At 71.7% G+C, this 18233-nt stretch carries 16 protein-coding genes; 4 read left to right on the plus strand and 12 right to left on the minus strand.

Translation table 11 applies throughout. The annotated features are described in order from the left end of the window. Window position 1: 1 nt before the first annotated feature. From IF55_RS17620 to IF55_RS17650, 7 genes are read right to left on the minus strand one after another with little or no spacing between them, the layout of a single operon-like run. On the minus strand, window positions 2–526 hold the full coding sequence (locus IF55_RS17620; RefSeq protein ID WP_030882642.1) for a 3-hydroxyanthranilate 3,4-dioxygenase: 525 nt from the start codon (window positions 524–526) through the stop codon (window positions 2–4). Further along, entirely contained in the window at window positions 523–960 is a 438-nt protein-coding gene (locus IF55_RS17625) for a RidA family protein (RefSeq protein ID WP_030882645.1), read from the minus strand. Before IF55_RS17625 ends, IF55_RS17620 begins: the two co-directional genes overlap by 4 nt. Then, a complete protein-coding gene (locus IF55_RS17630; RefSeq protein WP_037964859.1) occupies window positions 953–1774 on the minus strand; it encodes a 2-keto-4-pentenoate hydratase in 822 nt (273 codons plus the stop codon). Before IF55_RS17630 ends, IF55_RS17625 begins: the two co-directional genes overlap by 8 nt. Next, window positions 1771–2823, minus strand: a complete 1053-nt coding sequence (gene dmpG / locus IF55_RS17635) for a 4-hydroxy-2-oxovalerate aldolase (RefSeq protein WP_030882650.1) — start codon at window positions 2821–2823, stop codon at window positions 1771–1773. Before dmpG ends, IF55_RS17630 begins: the two co-directional genes overlap by 4 nt. Continuing rightward, the gene (locus tag IF55_RS17640) at window positions 2820–3755 is read right to left on the minus strand and encodes an acetaldehyde dehydrogenase (acetylating) (RefSeq protein ID WP_030882652.1); all 936 of its coding nucleotides are present in this window, start codon (window positions 3753–3755) and stop codon (window positions 2820–2822) included. The genes dmpG and IF55_RS17640 overlap by 4 nt, the downstream gene beginning before the upstream one ends. Then, window positions 3752–4657, minus strand: coding sequence for a 2-keto-4-pentenoate hydratase (locus IF55_RS17645; RefSeq protein WP_425428522.1), 906 nt, complete (start codon window positions 4655–4657; stop codon window positions 3752–3754). The genes IF55_RS17640 and IF55_RS17645 overlap by 4 nt, the downstream gene beginning before the upstream one ends. A 59-nt stretch (window positions 4658–4716) precedes the next feature. Further along, window positions 4717–6204, minus strand: coding sequence for a 2-hydroxymuconic semialdehyde dehydrogenase (locus IF55_RS17650; RefSeq protein WP_037964862.1), 1488 nt, complete (start codon window positions 6202–6204; stop codon window positions 4717–4719). Window positions 6205–6288: 84 nt separating this feature from the next. Here IF55_RS17650 and IF55_RS17655 point away from each other — a divergent pair, with 84 nt between their 5' ends. Further along, entirely contained in the window at window positions 6289–7224 is a 936-nt protein-coding gene (locus IF55_RS17655) for a LysR substrate-binding domain-containing protein (protein ID WP_030882661.1), read from the plus strand. A gap of 160 nt (window positions 7225–7384) precedes the next feature. Here IF55_RS17655 and IF55_RS17660 read toward each other — a convergent pair whose 3' ends face one another. After that, window positions 7385–7813, minus strand: coding sequence for a PPOX class F420-dependent oxidoreductase (locus IF55_RS17660; protein ID WP_030882664.1), 429 nt, complete (start codon window positions 7811–7813; stop codon window positions 7385–7387). 174 nt (window positions 7814–7987) lie between these two features. Here IF55_RS17660 and IF55_RS17665 point away from each other — a divergent pair, with 174 nt between their 5' ends. Both IF55_RS17665 and IF55_RS17670 read left to right on the plus strand, forming a co-directional pair. Next, entirely contained in the window at window positions 7988–8395 is a 408-nt protein-coding gene (locus IF55_RS17665; protein ID WP_030882667.1) for a roadblock/LC7 domain-containing protein, read from the plus strand. Window positions 8396–8603: 208 nt separating this feature from the next. After that, entirely contained in the window at window positions 8604–9638 is a 1035-nt protein-coding gene (locus IF55_RS17670; protein ID WP_051776160.1) for a DUF6397 family protein, read from the plus strand. Between the two features lie 410 nt (window positions 9639–10048). Here IF55_RS17670 and IF55_RS17675 read toward each other — a convergent pair whose 3' ends face one another. Both IF55_RS17675 and IF55_RS17680 read right to left on the minus strand, forming a co-directional pair. Beyond that, the gene (locus IF55_RS17675; RefSeq protein ID WP_048832119.1) at window positions 10049–10990 is read right to left on the minus strand and encodes an acyl-CoA thioesterase; all 942 of its coding nucleotides are present in this window, start codon (window positions 10988–10990) and stop codon (window positions 10049–10051) included. A 52-nt stretch (window positions 10991–11042) separates the two neighbouring features. After that, window positions 11043–13556, minus strand: coding sequence for a DEAD/DEAH box helicase (locus IF55_RS17680; RefSeq protein WP_030882672.1), 2514 nt, complete (start codon window positions 13554–13556; stop codon window positions 11043–11045). A 133-nt stretch (window positions 13557–13689) separates the two neighbouring features. Between IF55_RS17680 and IF55_RS17685 the strand changes: the two genes are divergently transcribed. Continuing rightward, a complete protein-coding gene (locus tag IF55_RS17685; protein WP_030882675.1) occupies window positions 13690–14481 on the plus strand; it encodes a metal-dependent hydrolase in 792 nt (263 codons plus the stop codon). A gap of 50 nt (window positions 14482–14531) precedes the next feature. On the opposite strand, the gene IF55_RS17690 is transcribed toward IF55_RS17685, so the two are convergent. Together IF55_RS17690 and IF55_RS17695 are read right to left on the minus strand one after the other, a co-directional pair. Continuing rightward, the gene (locus IF55_RS17690) at window positions 14532–16313 is read right to left on the minus strand and encodes an ABC transporter ATP-binding protein (protein WP_030882677.1); all 1782 of its coding nucleotides are present in this window, start codon (window positions 16311–16313) and stop codon (window positions 14532–14534) included. Continuing rightward, complete coding sequence (locus tag IF55_RS17695) at window positions 16310–18157, minus strand: ABC transporter ATP-binding protein (RefSeq protein ID WP_030882680.1); 1848 nt, start codon at window positions 18155–18157, stop codon at window positions 16310–16312. The genes IF55_RS17690 and IF55_RS17695 overlap by 4 nt, the downstream gene beginning before the upstream one ends. Window positions 18158–18233 lie beyond the last annotated feature (76 nt).

Consider the following 18233-nt stretch of genomic DNA (forward strand, 5'->3'; position numbering starts at 1 on the left):
GTCAGCCCCTGCCTGGGTGGTACGTCCCGCACGCCCGGCAGGAGCGCTCGTCCCGGCTCTCGTAGAACTCGGCGAAGACCGGCGGCATGTCCTTGACGATGTCCCGTACCTGCAACTCCACCTCGTGCACCAGCGCCAGGCAGTTCGGGCAGTACCACTGGAACTTCTCCAGCGTGCCCTCCTCACGGATGCGCTCGATGACCACACCGATCGAGCCCGGCTCGGGGCGCTGCGGCGAGTGCGGGACGTTCCTCGGCAGCATCCACATCTCGCCCTCGCGGATGTCGACGCGCTCGATGCCCGCGTCGGTACGCAGGTTGACGTGGATATCGCCCTTGACCTGGTAGAACCACTCTTCGTACGGGTCTACATGGAAGTCGGTCCGCTCGTTCGGCCCGCCGACGACCTGCACGATGAAGTCGCCCATGGGCTCCCACACCTGCCGGTTGTTGACCGGGGGCTTGAGCAGGTGCTCGTGCTCCTCGATCCAGCGCGGGAAATTGATGACGGGCGGGATGGTGCTCATCGTCCCTCCTCGGGACGGCGGTCGCGGCTGAGGTGCGCGACCGCCTGGATCTCGATCAGCAGGTGCGGGTGGGGCAGTTGGTGCACGGCGACGGTCGTCCGGGTGGGGCCGTGCTCGTCGAAGTACTCCGCGTAAACCTCGTTGTAGCCCGCGAAGTCGTTCATGTTGACCAGGTAGCAGGTCACTTGGGCGAGGTCGGACAGGTCCGCGCCGACCGCGGCCAGTACGTCGCGGATGTTCTCGATCACCGCGCGGGTCTGCTGCCGGATGTCGAGCCGGGTCGCGCCCATCTCGTCGGCCTCGGCGCCCACGATCGAGTTGTCGGGCAGCCGGCTGCTCGTACCGGACACGAAGACCAGCTCGCCGACGACCTTTACGTGCGGGAACCGCCCCCGGGGCGTGGCCTTTCCCGCCACCACCAGCGACTCAGGCATCGGCGCCACCGCCGACCCGCAGCCCGACGCTGCCCAGGCCCGTCACCGTGGCCTCCACGCACCGGCCGGGCCGCAGCGGCACGGCCGCCGTCGCCGCGCCGGCCAGGATCACCGTGCCCGCCGGCATGGAAAGCCCGTACGTACGCGCCATGCGCTGCGCGGCGTGCACGGCGCGCAGCGGGTGCCCCAGGATCGCCGCGGTGGAACCGGTCTCCGCGACCTCCCCGTCCACCTCCAGCGTCACGCCCCGGTTGGCCAGGTCGCCGGCGCGCCCGTACGCGGTCCAGGGGCCGGTGACATACGCGGCGGCGGAGGTGTTGTCCGCCACCACGTCCTCCAGGGTGAACCGGAAATCGCGGTACCGGGAGTCGATGACCTCCAGCGCGGGCGCGACGGCCTCGACGACGGTCTCCACGTCCAGCGTCTCGTCCTGGGGGTCCACCTCGACGCCGAGCCGGAAGGCGACCTCGGGCTCGATCCGGGGGTGGCAGTAGCGCGCGAGGTCCAGCTCGCCGCCGTCCACGATCCGCATGCCGTGCGTGATCCGGCCGACGATCACGTCGTCCACGCCCATCTGCTGCGCCTTGGCCCGGCTGGTGAACCCCAGCTTGACGCCGGAGAGGGAGTCGCCCCGGGCGCACCGCCGGGCGACCAGCTCGCGCTGGATCTCGTACGCGTCCTCCAGGGAGAACGTGTACTCGGAGGTGAGCTGCGCGATGGGGACCGCGGCCTCGGCGGCGGCGTCCAGGAGCATGGCGAGCTCGGCGATGCCGGCTGTACTGGCGGTACTGGAAGTGCTGGAGGAGCTGGTCATGAGGGGTCTCCGGCCGGGACGGTCGCGGACTTGGCGCGGGCCAGGTCGAGCGCGACGTCGATGATCATGTCTTCCTGCCCGCCGACCATGTGACGACGGCCGAGTTCGAGCAGGATCTGGCGCGTGTCGAGCCCGTACCGCTCGGCGGCGCGCTCCGCGTGCAGCAGGAAGCTGGAGTAGACCCCCGCATAACCGAGCGTCAGGGTCTCCCGGTCCACGCGCACCGGCCGCTTCTGGAGCGGGCGGATGAGGTCGTCGGCCGCGTCCTGGAGGGCGAACACATCGCAGCCGTGCTGCCAGCCCATGAGGTTGGCGACGGCGACGAACGCCTCGATGGGGCAGTTGCCGGCGCCCGCGCCCTGTCCGGCGAGCGAGGCGTCCACCCGGGACACGCCGTTCTCCACGGCCACCACGCTGTTGGCGACGCTGAGCGAGAGGTTCTCGTGCGCGTGGATACCGATCTGCGTGGCGTCGTCGAGCACGTCGCGGTACGCCCGTACCCGCTCGGCCGTGTCCGTCATCGTCAGCCGGCCGCCGGAGTCGGTGACGTACACGCAGTGCGCCCCGTAGGACTCCATCAGCTTCGCCTGGGCGGCCAGGGCGGAGGGCGGGCTGAGGTGGCTCATCATCAAGAAGCCCGCCACGTCCATGCCGTTCTCGCGCGCCCAGCCGATGTGCTGCGCGGCGACGTCGGCCTCGGTGCAGTGGGTGGCCACCCGCACGCTGGTGACGCCGAGGGAGTGGGCGCGCTTGAGGTCGTCCACGGTCCCGATGCCGGGGATCAGCAGCGTGGTGAGCCTGGCGTTCTCGACGACCTCGGCGGCCGCGGAGATCCACTCGTCGTCGGTGTGGGAGCCGTGCCCGTAGGTGACGCTGTGGCCGGAGAGGCCGTCGCCGTGCGAGACCTCGATCGCGTCGACGCCCGCGGCGTCCAGCGCCCCGGCGATGGCCGCGACCTGGTCGGTGGTGTAGCGGTGGCCCACGGCGTGCATGCCGTCGCGCAGGGTGACGTCCTGCACGTACACCTCGTGGGGTGCGGTGGTCGTCATACGGTGATCGCTCCTCGGCGCAGTTCGACCAGTCGTTCCGCGGTGCGCAGTGCGGCCGACGTCATGATGTCGAGGTTTCCGGCGTAATCGGGCAGATAGTGCCCGGCCCCGGTCACCTCCAGGAAGACCGAGACCCTGGTGCCGCGGAACGCCCGGCCCAGCACCGGCAGGTGGGCCTCCTCGACCGGGTCGAACTGGACGTCCTGCTTGATCCGGTAACCCGGTACGTACTCGTTGACCTGGGCCGCCATCGCGGCCACGGAGGCGCGGATCGCCGCCTCGTCGGGATCGGCGTCCTCGATCAGGCAGAAGACGGTGTCCCGCATGACCCGCGGCGGCTCGGCCGGGTTCAGCACGATGATCGCCTTGCCCCGCTCGGCCCCGCCGACCCGCTCGATCGCGGTCGACGTGGTCTCGGTGAACTCGTCGATGTTGGCGCGCGTGCCGGGCCCCGCCGACTTCGAGGCGATGGACGCCACGATCTCCGCGTACGCCACCGGCACGACCCGCGAGACCGCCGCGACGATCGGCACGGTGGCCTGCCCGCCACACGTGACCATGTTGACGTTGGTGGCGTCCGGGTGGGCGTCGAGGTTGACAGGCGGCACCACGTACGGGCCGATGGCCGCCGGGGTCATGTCCACCATCAGCTTCCCGTGCGCGCGCACCAGCGCGTCGTTACGGGCGTGGGCGCCGGCCGACGTCGCGTCGAAGACCACCTCGACGTCCTTGAACTCGGCCATCTTGAGCAGCCCGTCCACGCCCTCGTGCGTGGTCGCCACACCCATCCGCCGGGCGCGCGCCAGGCCGTCGGAGTCCGGATCGATGCCGACCATGACCGCGAGGCGCAGCTCCGCGGACAACCGCTTGATCTTGAACATCAGATCGGTGCCGATATTGCCCGAACCGATGATCGCGACGGGGACCGTCATGGGCGTGTTCCTTCCTGGGGGGAGTCAGAGGCGGCGGTGGAGCCGTCCGGTCCGGAGAAGACGGCGTGCACCGCTCCCAGGCTGTCCAGCCGGGCCCGGTAGCCGCCGGGGCCGCGTACGGGGACCATCGGGCCGAGCGCGCCCGAGAGGATCACCTCGCCGGCGCGCAGCGGGTGGCCGTGCCGGGCGACGGCGCGGGCGAGCCAGGCGACGGCCGCGGCGGGCGTGCCCAGGCAGGCCGCCCCGGAGCCGACGGAGACGACGTCGCCGCGGTGTTCGAGGACCATGCCCATGCCCGGCAGATCGACCGCGTCCACCCGGCGCGGCGTCGAGCCCAGCACGAGGGCCGCGCTGGAGGCGTTGTCGGCGATGGTGTCGGTGATCTTGATGTCCCAGTCCGCGATCCGCGAATCGACGATCTCCAGGGCGGGGAGCACGAAGTCGGTCGCGCGCAGCACATCGGCCACATGGGCCGTCGGCGAGTCGAGATCGGCCCCGAGCACGAACGCCACCTCGGCCTCGACGCGAGGCTGGAGGAAGCGGTCCAGCGGGATCGGCTCGCGGTCCGCGTACACCATGTCGTCCAGCAGCACCCCGAAGTCGGGGGAGAAGACCCCGAACTGGGACTGCACGGCCTTCGAGGTCAGCCCGATCTTGCGGCCTACCCGGCGGGCCCCGGCGGCTGTCCGCGCCTGGATGCCGGCGGCCTGCACGGCGTACGCGGCGTCCTGGTCCGTCACGCCCAGCAGGTCCCGTACGGGCGCACACGGCCGCCTGGAGGACTCGGCGGCGCGCAGCCGCTCCACGGCGCGGGCGGTGTCGGCGGCGCTCAGCGGGCTTGTGGCGCGGGCGGGGTCGGCGGAGGACCGTGCCGCGGCGCGCGAGGCGTCGGTGTCGCTCAGCGGTCCCGTGGCGCGGGCGGCGTTCAGCGGGTCTGTTGCGTGGGCGGGGTCGGCGGCGCTCACAGTTGCACGCACACGTTGGTGGGCTGGGTGTAGAAGTGCAGCGAGTGCGCGCCGCCCTCGCGGCCGATCCCGGACAGACCCGAGCCGCCGAACGGCGAACGCAGATCGCGCAAATACCACGTATTCACCCAGGACATGCCGACCCGCATGCGCTGGGCGACGCGGTGGCCGCGCTCCAGGTTCGAGGTCCATACGCACGAGGCGAGGCCGTAGTCCGTGTCGTTGGCGAGCGCGACCGCCTCCTCCTCGGTGTCGAAGGGCACGAGGGCGGCGACGGGGCCGAAGACCTCCTCGCGCAGCGTCCGCGCGGAGTTGTCGAGCCCGGTCCACAGCGTCGGCTGCATCCAGGCGCCGCCGTCCAGATCCCCGCCCATGGCCGGTATCCCGCCGCCGGTCAGCTCCGTGGCCCCCTCCTGCCGCGCGAGCGCCGCATAGGAGAGCACCTTCTCGCGGTGCGCCTGGGAGATCAGCGGGCCCGTGGTCGTCGCGGGGTCCTCGGGGCGGCCGAGCCGCAGCGCCTCGGCACGCTCCGTCAGGCCCGCCGCCACGTCGTCGAAGACCTCCCGCTGGATATACACCCGCTCGGTGCACAGACAGACCTGGCCGGTGTTGGTGAACACCGAACGGGCCAGCCCGTCGACCGTGCGCTCCAGGTCGGCGTCGGAGAAGACCACGGCCGCGTTCTTGCCGCCCAGCTCGAAGGAGACCGGCCGCACCAGCGGCGCGACGGCGCGCATGATCGCCGAACCCGTCTTGGACTCCCCGGTGAAGGTGACGCCGTCGATGCCCGGGTGGGTGGTCAGGCACTCGCCCGCCGAGTCCGGCCCGAAGCCGTGCACCACGTTGTAGACCCCATCGGGCACACCCGCCTCGGCCATCACCTCGCCGAGCAGCGTCGCCGTCGCCGGAGTCTCCTCCGACGGCTTGACGACCACGGCGTTGCCGCAGGCCAGCGCCGGGGCCACCTTCCAGGTGAGCAGCAGCAGCGGCAGGTTCCACGGGACGATGACGGCCACCACGCCGAGCGGCCCGCGCACGGCGTAGTTCAGGGCCCGCCCGCCGTCCGCCGTCTCGGTGAGGAACGAATCGAGCCCGGTGGCCGAAATGGTGTCCGCGAAGGACCGGAAGTTGGCGTGCGCGCGAGCTACATCGAGCGCCCGGGCCATCGCCTCCGGCTTGCCCGTGTCCGCGACCTCGGCCGCCACGAAGTCGTCGAACCGCTCCTCGATCCGGTCCGCCACCCGGCGCAGCAGCCGGGCCCGGTCCGCCACGGACATCCGGCCCCAGCCGCCGTCAAGGGCGCGGCGGGCGGCCTTGACGGCCTCGTCCACGGTCTCCCTGCCCGCCTCCTGCACCTGGGAGACCAAGGAGCCGTCGACCGGGCTCACCTTGTCGAAGGTGCGCACGCCGGCCACGTACGAGCCGTTGATGAAGTTGTGTACGGACGGGGTGCTCGCTGGGGCATTCGCTGCTGAGCTCGACATGCCACGACCCTAGAAATGGGCCCCCATGCTCCACCAATGCTCTTTGCGTCCACTGCCATGCCCATACGGACATACCATGAGGTCATGACGGTCGACCGACTCCTCGACGGGCGGCTCAAGCTGCGCCATCTGACCCTGGTCGCGGCCATCGCCGACCAGGGCAGCATCATGCGTGCCGCCGAGGCGCTGCACATCACCCAGCCCGTCGTCACCCGGGGACTGCACGAACTGGAGGCGATCCTGGGCGTGCCGCTCTTCGACCGCGGCCCGCGCGGCGTGACCCCGACCGTCTACGGCGAGTCCTTCATCGAGCACGCCTACGCGATGCTGGCCCAGTTGCGCCAGGCCGGCCGCCAGATCGAACTGCTCGCCCAGGGCGAGATCGGCTCGGTGACCGTGGGCACCCACCTGGCGGGCTCCAACCTCCTGCTGCCCCGGGCCATCGCGGCCCTCAAGACCGAACACCCGCGCCTGACGGTCGTCGTACGGGAAGCGACCCCCGACGTCCTGCACACCGCCCTGCTCGCCGGAGAGGTCGACCTGACGGTCGGCCGGCTGACCTCGGCCACCCCGCCGCCCCGGCTGACACAGGAACAGCTCTACCTCGAACCGATCCAGCTCGTCGCGCGCGTCGGCCACCCGGTCCACCGGCGCGCCGAAACCTCGCTGGAACAACTCCTCGGCTACCCCTGGGTCTTCCCCGTCGAACAGACCGCGCTACGGGCGGAACTGGAGGAATCCTTCCTCTACGAGGGCGTGCCGATCCCCGACAACCGCATCGAGTGCACCTCCATCCTCACCCTGCGGCACCTGCTCGTGTCGACCGACGCGATCGCGGCCCTGCCCATGCTGATCGCCGAGCACGACGACAAGCTGGCCTTCATCGAGACACCGCTGAAGTCCATCCGCCGCAGCGTGGGCGTGCTGCGCCCGGCCGACCGGCCCTGCTCACCGGCGGCCCGTGCGCTGCTGGAGCACCTGCGGAGGCAGGCGCACGGGCTGCGGTTCGAGGAGTCCTGACGGCTCCGTGTGCGGCATCTCGCGGGGTGGTGGTCGGCTTGAGGCGTTCGGTTTGAGGTGGGTCGGCTTGGGGCGGCCGGTTTGAGGTGGGTCGGTTTGGGTGGGCGGTTTGAGATGGGTCGGCTTGGGGCGGCCGACCGTCGGCCGGCGGCGGTCCCGGTCAGTCGGCGAGGTCCGCCAGCGCCACGACCTTGTCGATACGGACGCGCACCAGCAGTTCACCGGGGACCCCATTGCGCGCGCCGAACTCCTCGCCGCGCTCCTCGCCCATATAACGGGCCCCGATCCGCGTCGCCCAGGCCCGCACCTGCGCGAGGTCGTCGATCAGCTCGGCGCGGCCCTGGAGCGTGACGAAGGAGAACGGCGGCCGGTCGTCGTCCACGCAGATCGAGATCCGGCCGTCCCGCGCCAGATTGCGCCCCTTGACCGTGTCCGCACCGGTGTTGAAGACCAGATCGTCACCGTCCAGCAGGAACCAGACCGGAGCGGTGTGCGGAGCGCCGTCGGCCCGTACGGTCGATACCTTCGCGGTGCGGGTGGACTCCGAGAGGAACGCCTGCCACTGCTGCTTATTCATTTTCTCTGCCATGTCCCCATCCTGTGCCAACCCCTGAACAGAGGCGCGCAGGCGGGCCTGGCGGGTTGCCCGGACGGCGTAGGTGAGCAAGGCTGGCACGGCAGTTACGGGGGAGCAACGGTAGATAGCGGTAAATAGCGGGGAACGACGGGGAATAGCGGGGAACATTCGCATGGGGAGGCGGATATGGCAGTGAACAAGGGGCTCGACTGGTTGCTCGACGATCTGACCAGTCGGATCGAGGAGATACGGCACGCACTGGTGCTGTCCAACGACGGGCTCGTGACGGGGGCGAGTTCGGGCCTGGCGCGGGAGGACGCCGAGCACCTGGCGGCCGTCTCCGCCGGGCTGAACAGCCTCGCGAAAGGCTCCGGCGCCCACTTCAAGGCGGGCCGGGTGCGGCAGACGATGATCGAATTCGATGACGGCATGCTGTTCGTCACGGCGGCGGGGGACGGGAGCTGCCTGTGCGTCTTCAGCGGCGCGGAGGCGGACGTCGGGCAGGTCGCGTATGAGATGACGCTGCTCGTGAACCGGGTGGGCGAGCACTTGAGTGTGGGAGCCCGCAGGCGGGACGGAGCGGCGGGTTCGTAGCTCCTGCCGCTTCGAACTTGCCGCTGCGGATTGGATGCCTCGGATTTGAGGCTTCGGGCTTGGCGCTTCGGTCTTGATGGTTCGGGCTTGACGCTTCTGACCAGGCAGTATCGAGCGATTTCGAGGTTATCCACAGGGGGAGGCGCGCTGTCGACGACCGCGGTAGATTCGTCACTGTCAGTGATCGAAGTCTGCGGGGGAGGGCGTCATGACAGTGCGGGTACGCGAGTCCGTAGGGTCCGTACGGTCCGTACGGGACGAGGAACGGGGCGAGGGGCCGGACGGCGGGCGGAGCGAGACGCGGAGCGTCTCGCTCGTCGCGGCGGCGAGGGAACTGCGGCTCAAGCCGCGGGAGTTCGAGCTGGCGGTGCGGCTGGGGGTCGTCCGAACCCTCCCCGCCGCGCCGCAGGGCCGGCGCCGAGTGGCCCGCGAGGAGATCGAGCGGCATACGGCGGACCCCGGGTTCCCGGAGACGCTGCGCGCCCGGGTATGGACGCTCGGCACCACGGAGGGGGCGGCGCTGATGGGTATCAGCGCCTCCCGCTTCGGCCGTCTCGCCCGTGCCGGCCGCTTCGCCCCGGTGAGTTTCTACGTGAACCGCTACCGCGCCGTGGTCTGGCTCTACCTCGCCGCCGAACTGGCCGAGTTCGCCGACCGCGAGCCCGACCTGCTGACCGGCAGCGTCCCACGCGCCATGCGCGAAGCCCTCGACGCCGGCGAGGACCGACGAGCGCGCGAGTGGCGCCACCGCCGCCGCGAAGAACTGACCGAACAGACCGCGGACCCCTGGGCCCGAGCAGCCGTCACAGCCGCCCTGCTCGACCCCGACCAACTCTCCGCAGCCGTCCCCGACCTCTGCGAACGCACCCACCTGAGCACCCTCCGCCCCGCCCTCACATCGGCGCCCCCGGACGCCGCGGCGGCGCGCGACGTGATCGAGGATCTGACCGTCGCCGACGACCCCGAAGAGATCGCCTGGCTCCGCTTCCGGCTCACCGTCCAACTGGAGGAGGCAAGGGACGCCTGCCCCGCGCCGCGTGTGGAAACGCGAGCGGGGGAGGGCCGGGAGACAGTGCCGGTGCTTGAGTCGGTGTCGGAATCGGATGCGGACACGGACTTGCACTTGGACTCGGAGCGTGAGCCTGTGCCGAACGCGGGGCCGGTGCCCGTCGCGGTCCAAGGCCCTGGGCTCGCGCTGAGTCCGGAGCGGGAGGGGGGCCGGTTCCAGTGTCGGGGCCCGTAGCGAATCCCGTGCCGGGGTCGATGCCGGAGCCGGTGCCGCTGCGGGCGCCGGAGCGGCAGCCTCAACCGGAGCAGGTGTCGACGGTGCGGGCCGGCAGGGAGTGGGAGCTTCAGGTCCGGCCGGGGCTTTGCTACGAGCGCGAGCAGCGGTCCGATGCGGAGCGTCGGCTCGAACCCGGGCACCGTGGGCAGCGGTGCGACGCCGTGGCCCGGAGGGAACCCGCGCCGAGGGCGGGGCGTGGACTATGGGCGCGTCTGCGCGGCCGAAAGCACCGCGGTGCCGGCCGGGCAGCTCTCGGCGGCGACGGCACCGTACGGGCAGGCCACGGGAAGCCGGCCCGTACCAGGCGCATCTTGTAGCGGCTGGGGCGGTCGAACGGCGAGCCGTGCCAAGGGCTCGCCGGGGGGGCGCTAGGAGCGGCCGCGGCCGGCCGCGTCGACCTCCGTGCCGCCGGTCGTCGCGTCGGCGTCCGTGGCGCCGTCGGGCGCCGGCGCCACGGTCCGGAAGAGCCCTTCCTGCATGACCGAAACGAGGAGCTTGCCCTCGCGGTCGAAGATCTGGCCGCGGGCCAGCCCGCGGCCGCCCGTCGCGATGGGCGACTCCTGCTGGTAGAGGAACCACTCATCGGCCCGGAAAGGGTGGTGGAACCACATGGCGTGGTCGAGGCTTGCCATGTCGAAGCCGCGTGGCCCCCACAGCGGCTCGATCGGGATGCGCACCGCGTCGAGCAGCGTCATATCGCTGGCGTAGGTCACGGCGCAGGTATGGACGAGCGGGTCGTCGCCGAGCGGCCCCACGGCGCGCATCCATACCGCGCTGCGCGGCTCGGCGCCCCGCAGTTCCTCGGGCGTCCAGCGCAGCCGGTCCACGTACCGGATGTCGAAGGCCTGGCGGCGCTCCATGCGCTGCAAGGTGTTGGGCAGTTCGCCGAGGTGAGAGCGGATCTCCGTGATGAGCGTCGGCAGTTCCTCCGGCCCGGGCACGTCCGGCATCGGTACCTGATGCTCGAAGCCCGGTTCGGGATGATGGAAGGAGGCAGTCAAGTTGAAGATCGTCCGACCTTGCTGGACCGCCACCACCCGGCGGGTGGTGAAGGAGCGCCCGTCCCGTACGCGCTCCACCTGGTACACGATCGGCACCCCCGGCCGGCCGGGGCGCAGGAAGTACGCGTGCAGGGAGTGCACCGGGCGCAGCCCGTCGGTGGTGCGGCCCGCCGCGACCAGCGCCTGTCCGGCCACCTGCCCGCCGAAGACCCGCTGCAGCGATTCGTGCGGGCTGCGGCCGCGGAAGATGTCCTGCTCGATCCGTTCGAGGTCGAGCAGGCCGACGAGCTGGTCGGCGGGCGTCGTCATCGGTGGTGCTCCTCTGCTGGTCGGGCGCGCCGGGTGGGCGGCGAGTCGGAGACTACAGTTGGCCGACGTCCATGACCCGCACCACCGCACGCCCCTCCTCGTCGGAGGCGGCGAGGTCCACCTCGGCCGAGATGCCCCAGTCGTGGTCGCCGTTCGGGTCGGCGAAGGTCTGCCGCACCCGCCACAGCCGGTCCTCGGGCCGCTCCTCGATCCGCAGCAGCTTGGGGCCCCGCGCGTCCGGGCCGGTGCCCAGGTCCTCGTACTCGTCCCAGTAGGCGTCCATCGCCTCGCCCCACCGGTCCGCGTCCCATCCGGCGTCGGCGTCCATCTCGCCGAGTTCCTCCACCTTGTCGAGCGCGGCGAGCTCGACGCGGCGGAACATGGCGTTGCGCACCAGCACCCGGAAGGCGCGGCCGTTCGCCGTGACCGGCTTGACCTGGTCGGCGCGCTCCTGGGCCTCCTCGGCGGTCTCGTCCTCCGGGTTGGCGAGCTGTTCCCACTCGTCGAGGAGGCTGGAGTCGACCTGCCGCACCATCTCGCCGAGCCAGGCGATGAGGTCCTGGAAGTCATCGGACTTCAGGTCGTCCGGGACGGTGTGGTCCAGCGCCTTGTACGCGCTGGCGAGGTAGCGCAGCACGATGCCCTCGGTGCGCGCGAGGTCGTAGAAGGCGGTGAACTCCGTGAACGTCATGGCCCGCTCGTACATGTCGCGGATGACGGACTTCGGCGACAGCGGGTGGTCGCCGACCCACGGGTGGCTCTTGCGGTAGAGCCCGTAGGCGTGGAAGAGCAGTTCCTCCAGCGGCTTGGGGTACGTCACGTCCTGGAGCCGCTCCATGCGGTCCTCGTACTCGACGCCGTCCGCCTTCATCAGCGCGATCGCCTCGCCGCGCGCCTTGTTCTGCTGCGCCGCGAGGATCTGCCGCGGATCGTCGAGCGTGGACTCGACCACGGAAACCATGTCCAGGGCGTAGGAGGGGGATTCGGGGTCCAGGAGCTCGAAGGCCGCGAGCGCGAAGGTGGACAGCGGCTGGTTGAGCGCGAAGTTCTGCTGGAGGTCGACCGTCAGCCGGACGATCCGGCCCTCCGCGTCGGGCTCGTCGAGCCGCTCGACGACGCCGCCGTCGACCAGCGAGCGGTAGATGGCGATGGCCCGCCGGATGTCCCGGAGCTGGTTCCGGCGCGGCTCGTGGTTGTCCTCCAGCAGGTGGCGCATGGCCTCGAAGGCGTTGCCGGGGCGGGCGATGACCGACAGGAGCATCGCGTGCGTGACACGGAAACGCGAGGTCAGCGGCTCGGGCTCGGAGGCGATCAGCTTCTCGAAGGTGTTCTCGCCCCAGTTGACGAAGCCTTCGGGCGCCTTCTTGCGGACCACCTTGCGGCGCTTCTTCGGGTCGTCACCCGCCTTGGCGAGTGCCTTCTCGTTCTCGACGACGTGCTCGGGGGCCTGCGCCACGACGAACCCGGCCGTGTCGAAGCCCGCCCGTCCGGCCCGCCCGGCGATCTGGTGGAACTCCCGCGCGCGCAGCGTCCGTACCCGCTGGCCGTCGTATTTCGTCAGCGCCGTGAACAGCACCGTGCGGATCGGCACATTGACGCCCACGCCGAGCGTGTCCGTACCGCAGATGACCTTCAGCAGCCCGGCCTGGGCCAGCCGCTCGACCAGCCGCCGGTACTTCGGCAGCATCCCCGCGTGGTGCACGCCGATGCCGTGCCGTACGTAGCGGGAGAGGTTCCGGCCGAACTTGGTGGTGAACCGGAAATTGCCGATCAGCTTGGCGATCTCGTCCTTCTCCGCGCGCGTGCACATATTGATGCTCATCAGCGCCTGTGCCCGTTCCACGGCCGCCGCCTGGGTGAAGTGCACGATGTAGACGGGCGCCTGGTGGGTGTCCAGCAGCTCGGTGAGCGTCTCCGTCAGCGGCGTCGTGCGGTATTCGTAGCTGAGCGGCACGGGCCGGGTCGCCGACCGCACGACCGCGGTGGGCCGGCCGGTGCGGCGGGTCAGGTCCTCCTCGAACCGCTGCACGTCGCCGAGGGTCGCCGACATCAGCACGAACTGCGCCTGCGGGAGTTCCAGCAGCGGGATCTGCCAGGCCCAGCCCCGGTCCGGCTCGGCGTAGAAGTGGAACTCGTCCATCACGACCTGGCCGATGTCGGCGTCCTTGCCGTCCCGCAGCGCGATCGAGGCGAGCACCTCGGCCGTGCAGCAGATGACGGGCGCGTCGGCGTTGACGGAGGCGTCGCCGGTGAGCATGCCGACGTTCTCGGTGCCGAAGAGCTTGCACAGGTCGAAGAACTTCTCCGAGACCAGCGCCTTGATCGGGGCGGTGTAGAAGGTCACCTGATCGTCGGCGAGCGCGGCGAAGTGGGCGCCGGCCGCGACCAGGCTCTTACCGGAGCCGGTCGGCGTCGACAAGATGACGTTGGCTCCGGAGACCACCTCGATCAGCGCTTCCTCTTGAGCGGGGTACAGCATGATGCCCCGCTCCTCGGCCCAGCCGGAGAAAGCTTCGAAGAGGGCATCGGGGTCGGCGGTGCTCGGCATCTGATCGATAAGGGTCACGCCCCCATACTGCCTGCCTCGGGGCCGTGCGCGGGAACCGGCCGGTTCTGCGGTGATCATCTGACGCTACGCTGTGTCGCCGACCGGGTGTCACCAATCCGAGGCGCCGGCTATCAAAGGGGTGGGAACGAGCATGATGGGACCGGCGCACTCGCTGTCCGGGGCGGCGGCCTGGCTGGGGGTGGGCGCGGCCACCGCGGGCGCGGGCCATCCGATGCCCTGGCCGGTGCTCGTCGTCGGCGCGCTGATCAGCGCCGGGGCGGCGCTCGCCCCCGACCTCGACCACAAGGCGGCGACGATATCGCGGGCCTTCGGCCCGATCTCCCGCACCCTGTGCGAGGTCGTCGACAAACTCTCGCACGCCGTCTACAAGGCCACCCGGATGCGCGGCGACGCACGGCGCTCCGGCGGCCACCGCACCCTGACCCACACCTGGCTGTGGGCGGTTCTCATCGGCGCGGGCGCCTCGGCGCTGGCGATGACCGGGGGCCGCTGGGCGGTGCTCGGCATCCTCTTCGTCCACCTGGTGCTGGCCGTCGAGGGCCTGCTGTGGCGGATGGCCCGGACCTCCAGCGACGTCCTGGTCTGGCTGCTCGGCGCAACCAGCGCCTGGCTGCTCGCCGACATCCTGAACAAACCGGGCAACGGCTCGGACTGGCTGTTCTCCGGCCCCGGCCAGGAGTACCTGTGGCTGGGCCTGCCGATCATCCTGGGGGCGCTGGTCCACGACATCGGGGACGCGCTGACCGTGTCCGGCTGCCCGATCCTGTGGCCCATCCCCATCGGCCGCAAGCGGTGGCACCCGATAGGCCCCCCGAAGGGCATGCGCTTCCGGGCCGGGAGCTGGGTCGAGCTGAAGGTCCTCACACCGGTCTTCATGTTCCTGGGCGGCCTCGGCGGGCTGGGCGCGCTCGACTACATCTGACCGCGCCCAGCCCCCTATCCCCGGACCTCCGGTGCCGGTCCGGCCGGCGGCTACTGGTGCCAGGAGCGCCACAGCGCCGCGTACGCGCCGTCGGCGGCGACCAGCTCGTCGTGGCTGCCCAGCTCGCTGATGCGGCCGTCCGCGACGACCGCGATGACGTCCGCGTCGTGCGCCGTGTGCAGGCGGTGCGCGATCGCCACGACCGTACGGCCCTCCAGCACCCGGGCCAGCGACCGCTCCAGGTGCCGGGCCGCGCGGGGGTCGAGGAGCGAGGTCGCCTCGTCCAGGACGAGCGTGTGCGGGTCGGCGAGGACCAGGCGCGCCAAGGCCACCTGCTGGGCCTGCGCCGGGGTGAGCGCGGTGCCGCCCGAGCCCACCTCGGTGTCCAGCTCCTCGTCGAGGGCGCGCGCCCAGCCGTCGGCGTCGACCGCGCCGAGGGCCGCCCACAGTTCCGCGTCGCTCGCGCCCGTCCTGGCCAGCAGCAGGTTGTCGCGGAGCGAGCCGACGAAGACGTGGTGCTCCTGGTTGACCAGCGCGACGTGCTCGCGCACCCGCTCGGCCGGCATCCGGGCCAGCTCCGCACCGCCGAGCGTCACCTCTCCGGTGCGCGGCGCGTAGATCCCCGCGATCAGGCGGCCGAGCGTGGATTTCCCCGCCCCGGACGGTCCGACCAGCGCGAGCCGGGTGCCCGGCCGTACGTCGAGCGAGACATCGTGGAGCACGTCGTGGCCGGACCGGTAGCCGAAGTGGACCTCGTCGGCGCGGACGTGCCTGCCGTCGGGGGCCACCCGGCCGTCGGCGTCCTCCGGTTCGATCTCCCGCACGCCCACCAGCCGCGCCAGCGACACCTGGGCCACTTGGAGCTCGTCGTACCAGCGCAGGATGAGGCCGATGGGGTCGATCAACATCTGGGCGAGGAGGGCGCCCGTGGTGAGCTGCCCCACCGAGATCCAGCCCCACAGCACGAAGACGCCGCCGAGGATCAGCACGGTGCCGAAGAGCAGCGCGTGCGACATGTTGATCACCGGGAAGAGCACCGTGCGCAGCCACATCGTGTAGCGCTCCCACTGGGTCCACTCCTTGACCCGTTGGTCGGAGAGGGCCACCCGGCGCGCGCCCAGCCGGTGCGCCTCCACGGTGCGTCCGGCGTCCACCGTCTCGGTGAGCGCCGCGGCGACCGCGGCGTAGCCGGCGGCCTCCGAGCGGTAGGCGCTCGGGGCCCGGCGGAAGTACCAGCGACCGCCGACGACCAGCACCGGCACGGCGACCAGCGCGCACAGCGCGAGCGGCGGCGCGGTCAGGCCCAGCGCGCCGAGCAGCAGCGCCACCCACACCACGCCGATGGCGAGCTGCGGCACGGCCTCCCGCATCGCCTCCGCCAGCCGGTCGATGTCCGTGGTGATCCGGGACAGCAGGTCGCCCGTCCCGGCGCGCTCCAGCACGCCCGGCGGCAGTGCCACGGACCGCACGAGGAAGTCCTCGCGCAGATCCGCCAGCATCTCCTCGCCGAGCACCGAACCGCGCAGCCGCACCATGTGCGTGAACACGCTCTGCACGGCCAGGGCGACCGCGAACAGCGAGATGGTGCGCCCCAGATGCAGGTCCTCCGTACCCTCGGACAGGTCCTCCACGAGGCCGCCCAGCAGATACGGGCCGATCATGGACGCGAGGACGGCGACGGCGTTCACCGTCACCAGCACCACGAAGGCCCTCCGGTGCCTGCGCAGCAGTTCGCCGACGTACGCCCGTACGGTCCGGGGCGTGCCGACCGGCAGGGTCGTCGCCGACTCCGGGGCGGCGGGGTCGTGCGCCGGCGGCGCGACGCCGATCATGCGGACTCCTCGATCTGCTCATTCTCGTTGAGCCGCGTCAGCTCGTCATCCAGCTCCGCGGCGGGTACGGGGTCCGGCTCGTCGTCGGTCTCGCGGGTGACGACCGCGCGGTACGCGGGGTCGGTGCGCAGCAGTTCCCGGTGCGCGCCCACGGCCGCCACCGCGCCGTCGCGCACGAACACCACGCGGTCGGCCCGGTCGAGGAGGAGCGGGCTGGAGGAGAACACCACCGTGGTGCGGCCCTCGCGCAGCGACCGCAGCCCCTCCGCGATCCGCGCCTCGGTATGCGAGTCGACCGCGGAGGTCGGCTCGTCCAGCACCAGCACCTCCGGGTCGGTCACCAGCGACCGGGCCAGGGCCAGCCGCTGGCGCTGGCCGCCGGAGAGCGAGCGGCCCCGCTCGGTGATACGGGTCCGCATCGGGTCGCCGGAGTCGTCCGCGGACGCCTGGGCGAGCGCGGTCAGCACGTCGCCGCACTGGGCTGCGGCCAGCGCGGTCTCGGCGGGGACATTCCCCGAGGCGGGCACGTCGAGGAGTTCGGCGAGGGTCCCGGACAGCAGCACCGGGTCCTTGTCCTGGACGAGGACGGCGGCCCGGGCCGCGTCCAGCGGCACCTCGTCCAGGGCGACGCCGCCGAGCCGCGCGGAGGCGGCCGCGGAGTCCTGCGTGCTGTGCCCGCCGAGCCGTTCGGCGAGCCGGCCCGCGGCGTCCGGGTCGCCGCAGACCACCGCGGTCAGCTCCCCGGCCGGGGCCCGCAGACCGCTGGCGGGGTCGTACAGATCACCGGTGAGCCGTTCGCCGTCCGGTCCGGGGCCGCCCCGCTCCGGCTCCCGGCCGCCCGGGTCGGTGACGCGCTCCAGCGCCAGCACCCGGGCCGCGCGCTGGGCGGACGGCCGGGAGAAGGAGTAGGCCATCGCGATCTCCTCGAACTGCCGCAAGGGGAACAGCAGAAAGGTGACCGTGCCATAGACCGTGACCAGCTCGCCGACGCTGATGTGTCCGTCCCGCGCGAGCCCGACGCCGTACCAGACCACCCCGATCAGCAGCAGTCCGGGCAGCGCCACCTGCACCGCCGCGATCAGCGCCCACATGCGGGCGCTGCGCACGGCCGCCCGGCGCACCTCCTGGGAGGCGCGGCGGTAGCGGGACAGGAACAGGTCCTCGCCGCCGATGCCGCGCAGCACGCGGAGCCCGGCGACGGTGTCCGTGGCGAGTTCGGTGGCCCGCCCCGCCTTGTCGCGCTGTTCGTCGGCGCGCCGCGTCGCGCGCGGCAGCAGCGGCAGCACGGCCAGCGTCAGCACGGGCACCCCGACCGCCAGCAGCCAGCCGATCCGGGGCTCGTAGACGATCAGCGCCACGCAGACGGCGACCGTGGTGATCAGGGCCGCCGTGAAGCGGGAGAACGCCTCGACGAACCAGCCGATCTTCTCCACGTCACCCGTGGAGACGGCCACCACCTCGCCCGCCGCGACCTGCCGGGTCAGCGTGGAGCCCAACTGGGCCGTCTTGCGGGCGAGAAGCTGCTGCACTCGCGCCGAGGCGAGGATCCAGTTGCTCACGCTGACCCGGTGCAGCATGGTGTCGCCCAGTGTCATGAGGATGCCGATCAGCGCCATCAGGCCGCCCGCGAGCGCCAGTCGGGCGCCGGAGCGATCGGAGACGGCCTGCACGGCCACGCCCACGGCGGCGGGGAAGAAGGCCACGGCGGCCATGTGGAGCGTTCCCCAGAGCGCGGCCTTGATCTGGCCGCCCAGTTGGTTGCTGCCCAGCCACAGCAGGAAACGCGGGCCGGAACGTACGTCCGGTCGGCCGGGATCGGTATACGGAAGGTCTCTGATCTGCATGGCATCTCACGGGTAGCGGTGCGCCGGCGGGTAGCCGTGAAAGGTTCGCCGTATTCGCCGTCCGAATTCAACTGGT

Source organism: Streptomyces varsoviensis, from assembly GCF_000718635.1.
In the GTDB taxonomy this organism is placed as follows: Bacteria; Actinomycetota; Actinomycetes; order Streptomycetales; family Streptomycetaceae; genus Streptomyces; species Streptomyces varsoviensis.

Bases quoted from the DNA above. Each gene is read 5' to 3' on its own strand.
- IF55_RS17695 (WP_030882680.1), bottom strand. From the start codon at position 18,157: ATGCAGATCAGAGACCTTCCGTATACCGATCCCGGCCGACCGGACGTA.
- IF55_RS17620 (WP_030882642.1), bottom strand. From the start codon at position 526: ATGAGCACCATCCCGCCCGTCATCAATTTCCCGCGCTGGATCGAGGAG.
- IF55_RS17665 (WP_030882667.1), top strand. From the start codon at position 7,988: ATGGCAGTGAACAAGGGGCTCGACTGGTTGCTCGACGATCTGACCAGT.
- IF55_RS17685 (WP_030882675.1), top strand. From the start codon at position 13,690: ATGATGGGACCGGCGCACTCGCTGTCCGGGGCGGCGGCCTGGCTGGGG.
- IF55_RS17630 (WP_037964859.1), bottom strand. From the start codon at position 1,774: ATGACCAGCTCCTCCAGCACTTCCAGTACCGCCAGTACAGCCGGCATC.
- dmpG (WP_030882650.1), bottom strand. From the start codon at position 2,823: ATGACGACCACCGCACCCCACGAGGTGTACGTGCAGGACGTCACCCTG.
- IF55_RS17670 (WP_051776160.1), top strand. From the start codon at position 8,604: ATGACAGTGCGGGTACGCGAGTCCGTAGGGTCCGTACGGTCCGTACGG.
- IF55_RS17660 (WP_030882664.1), bottom strand. From the start codon at position 7,813: ATGGCAGAGAAAATGAATAAGCAGCAGTGGCAGGCGTTCCTCTCGGAG.
- IF55_RS17655 (WP_030882661.1), top strand. From the start codon at position 6,289: ATGACGGTCGACCGACTCCTCGACGGGCGGCTCAAGCTGCGCCATCTG.
- IF55_RS17650 (WP_037964862.1), bottom strand. From the start codon at position 6,204: ATGTCGAGCTCAGCAGCGAATGCCCCAGCGAGCACCCCGTCCGTACAC.
- IF55_RS17625 (WP_030882645.1), bottom strand. From the start codon at position 960: ATGCCTGAGTCGCTGGTGGTGGCGGGAAAGGCCACGCCCCGGGGGCGG.
- IF55_RS17640 (WP_030882652.1), bottom strand. From the start codon at position 3,755: ATGACGGTCCCCGTCGCGATCATCGGTTCGGGCAATATCGGCACCGAT.
- IF55_RS17675 (WP_048832119.1), bottom strand. From the start codon at position 10,990: ATGACGACGCCCGCCGACCAGCTCGTCGGCCTGCTCGACCTCGAACGG.
- IF55_RS17690 (WP_030882677.1), bottom strand. From the start codon at position 16,313: ATGATCGGCGTCGCGCCGCCGGCGCACGACCCCGCCGCCCCGGAGTCG.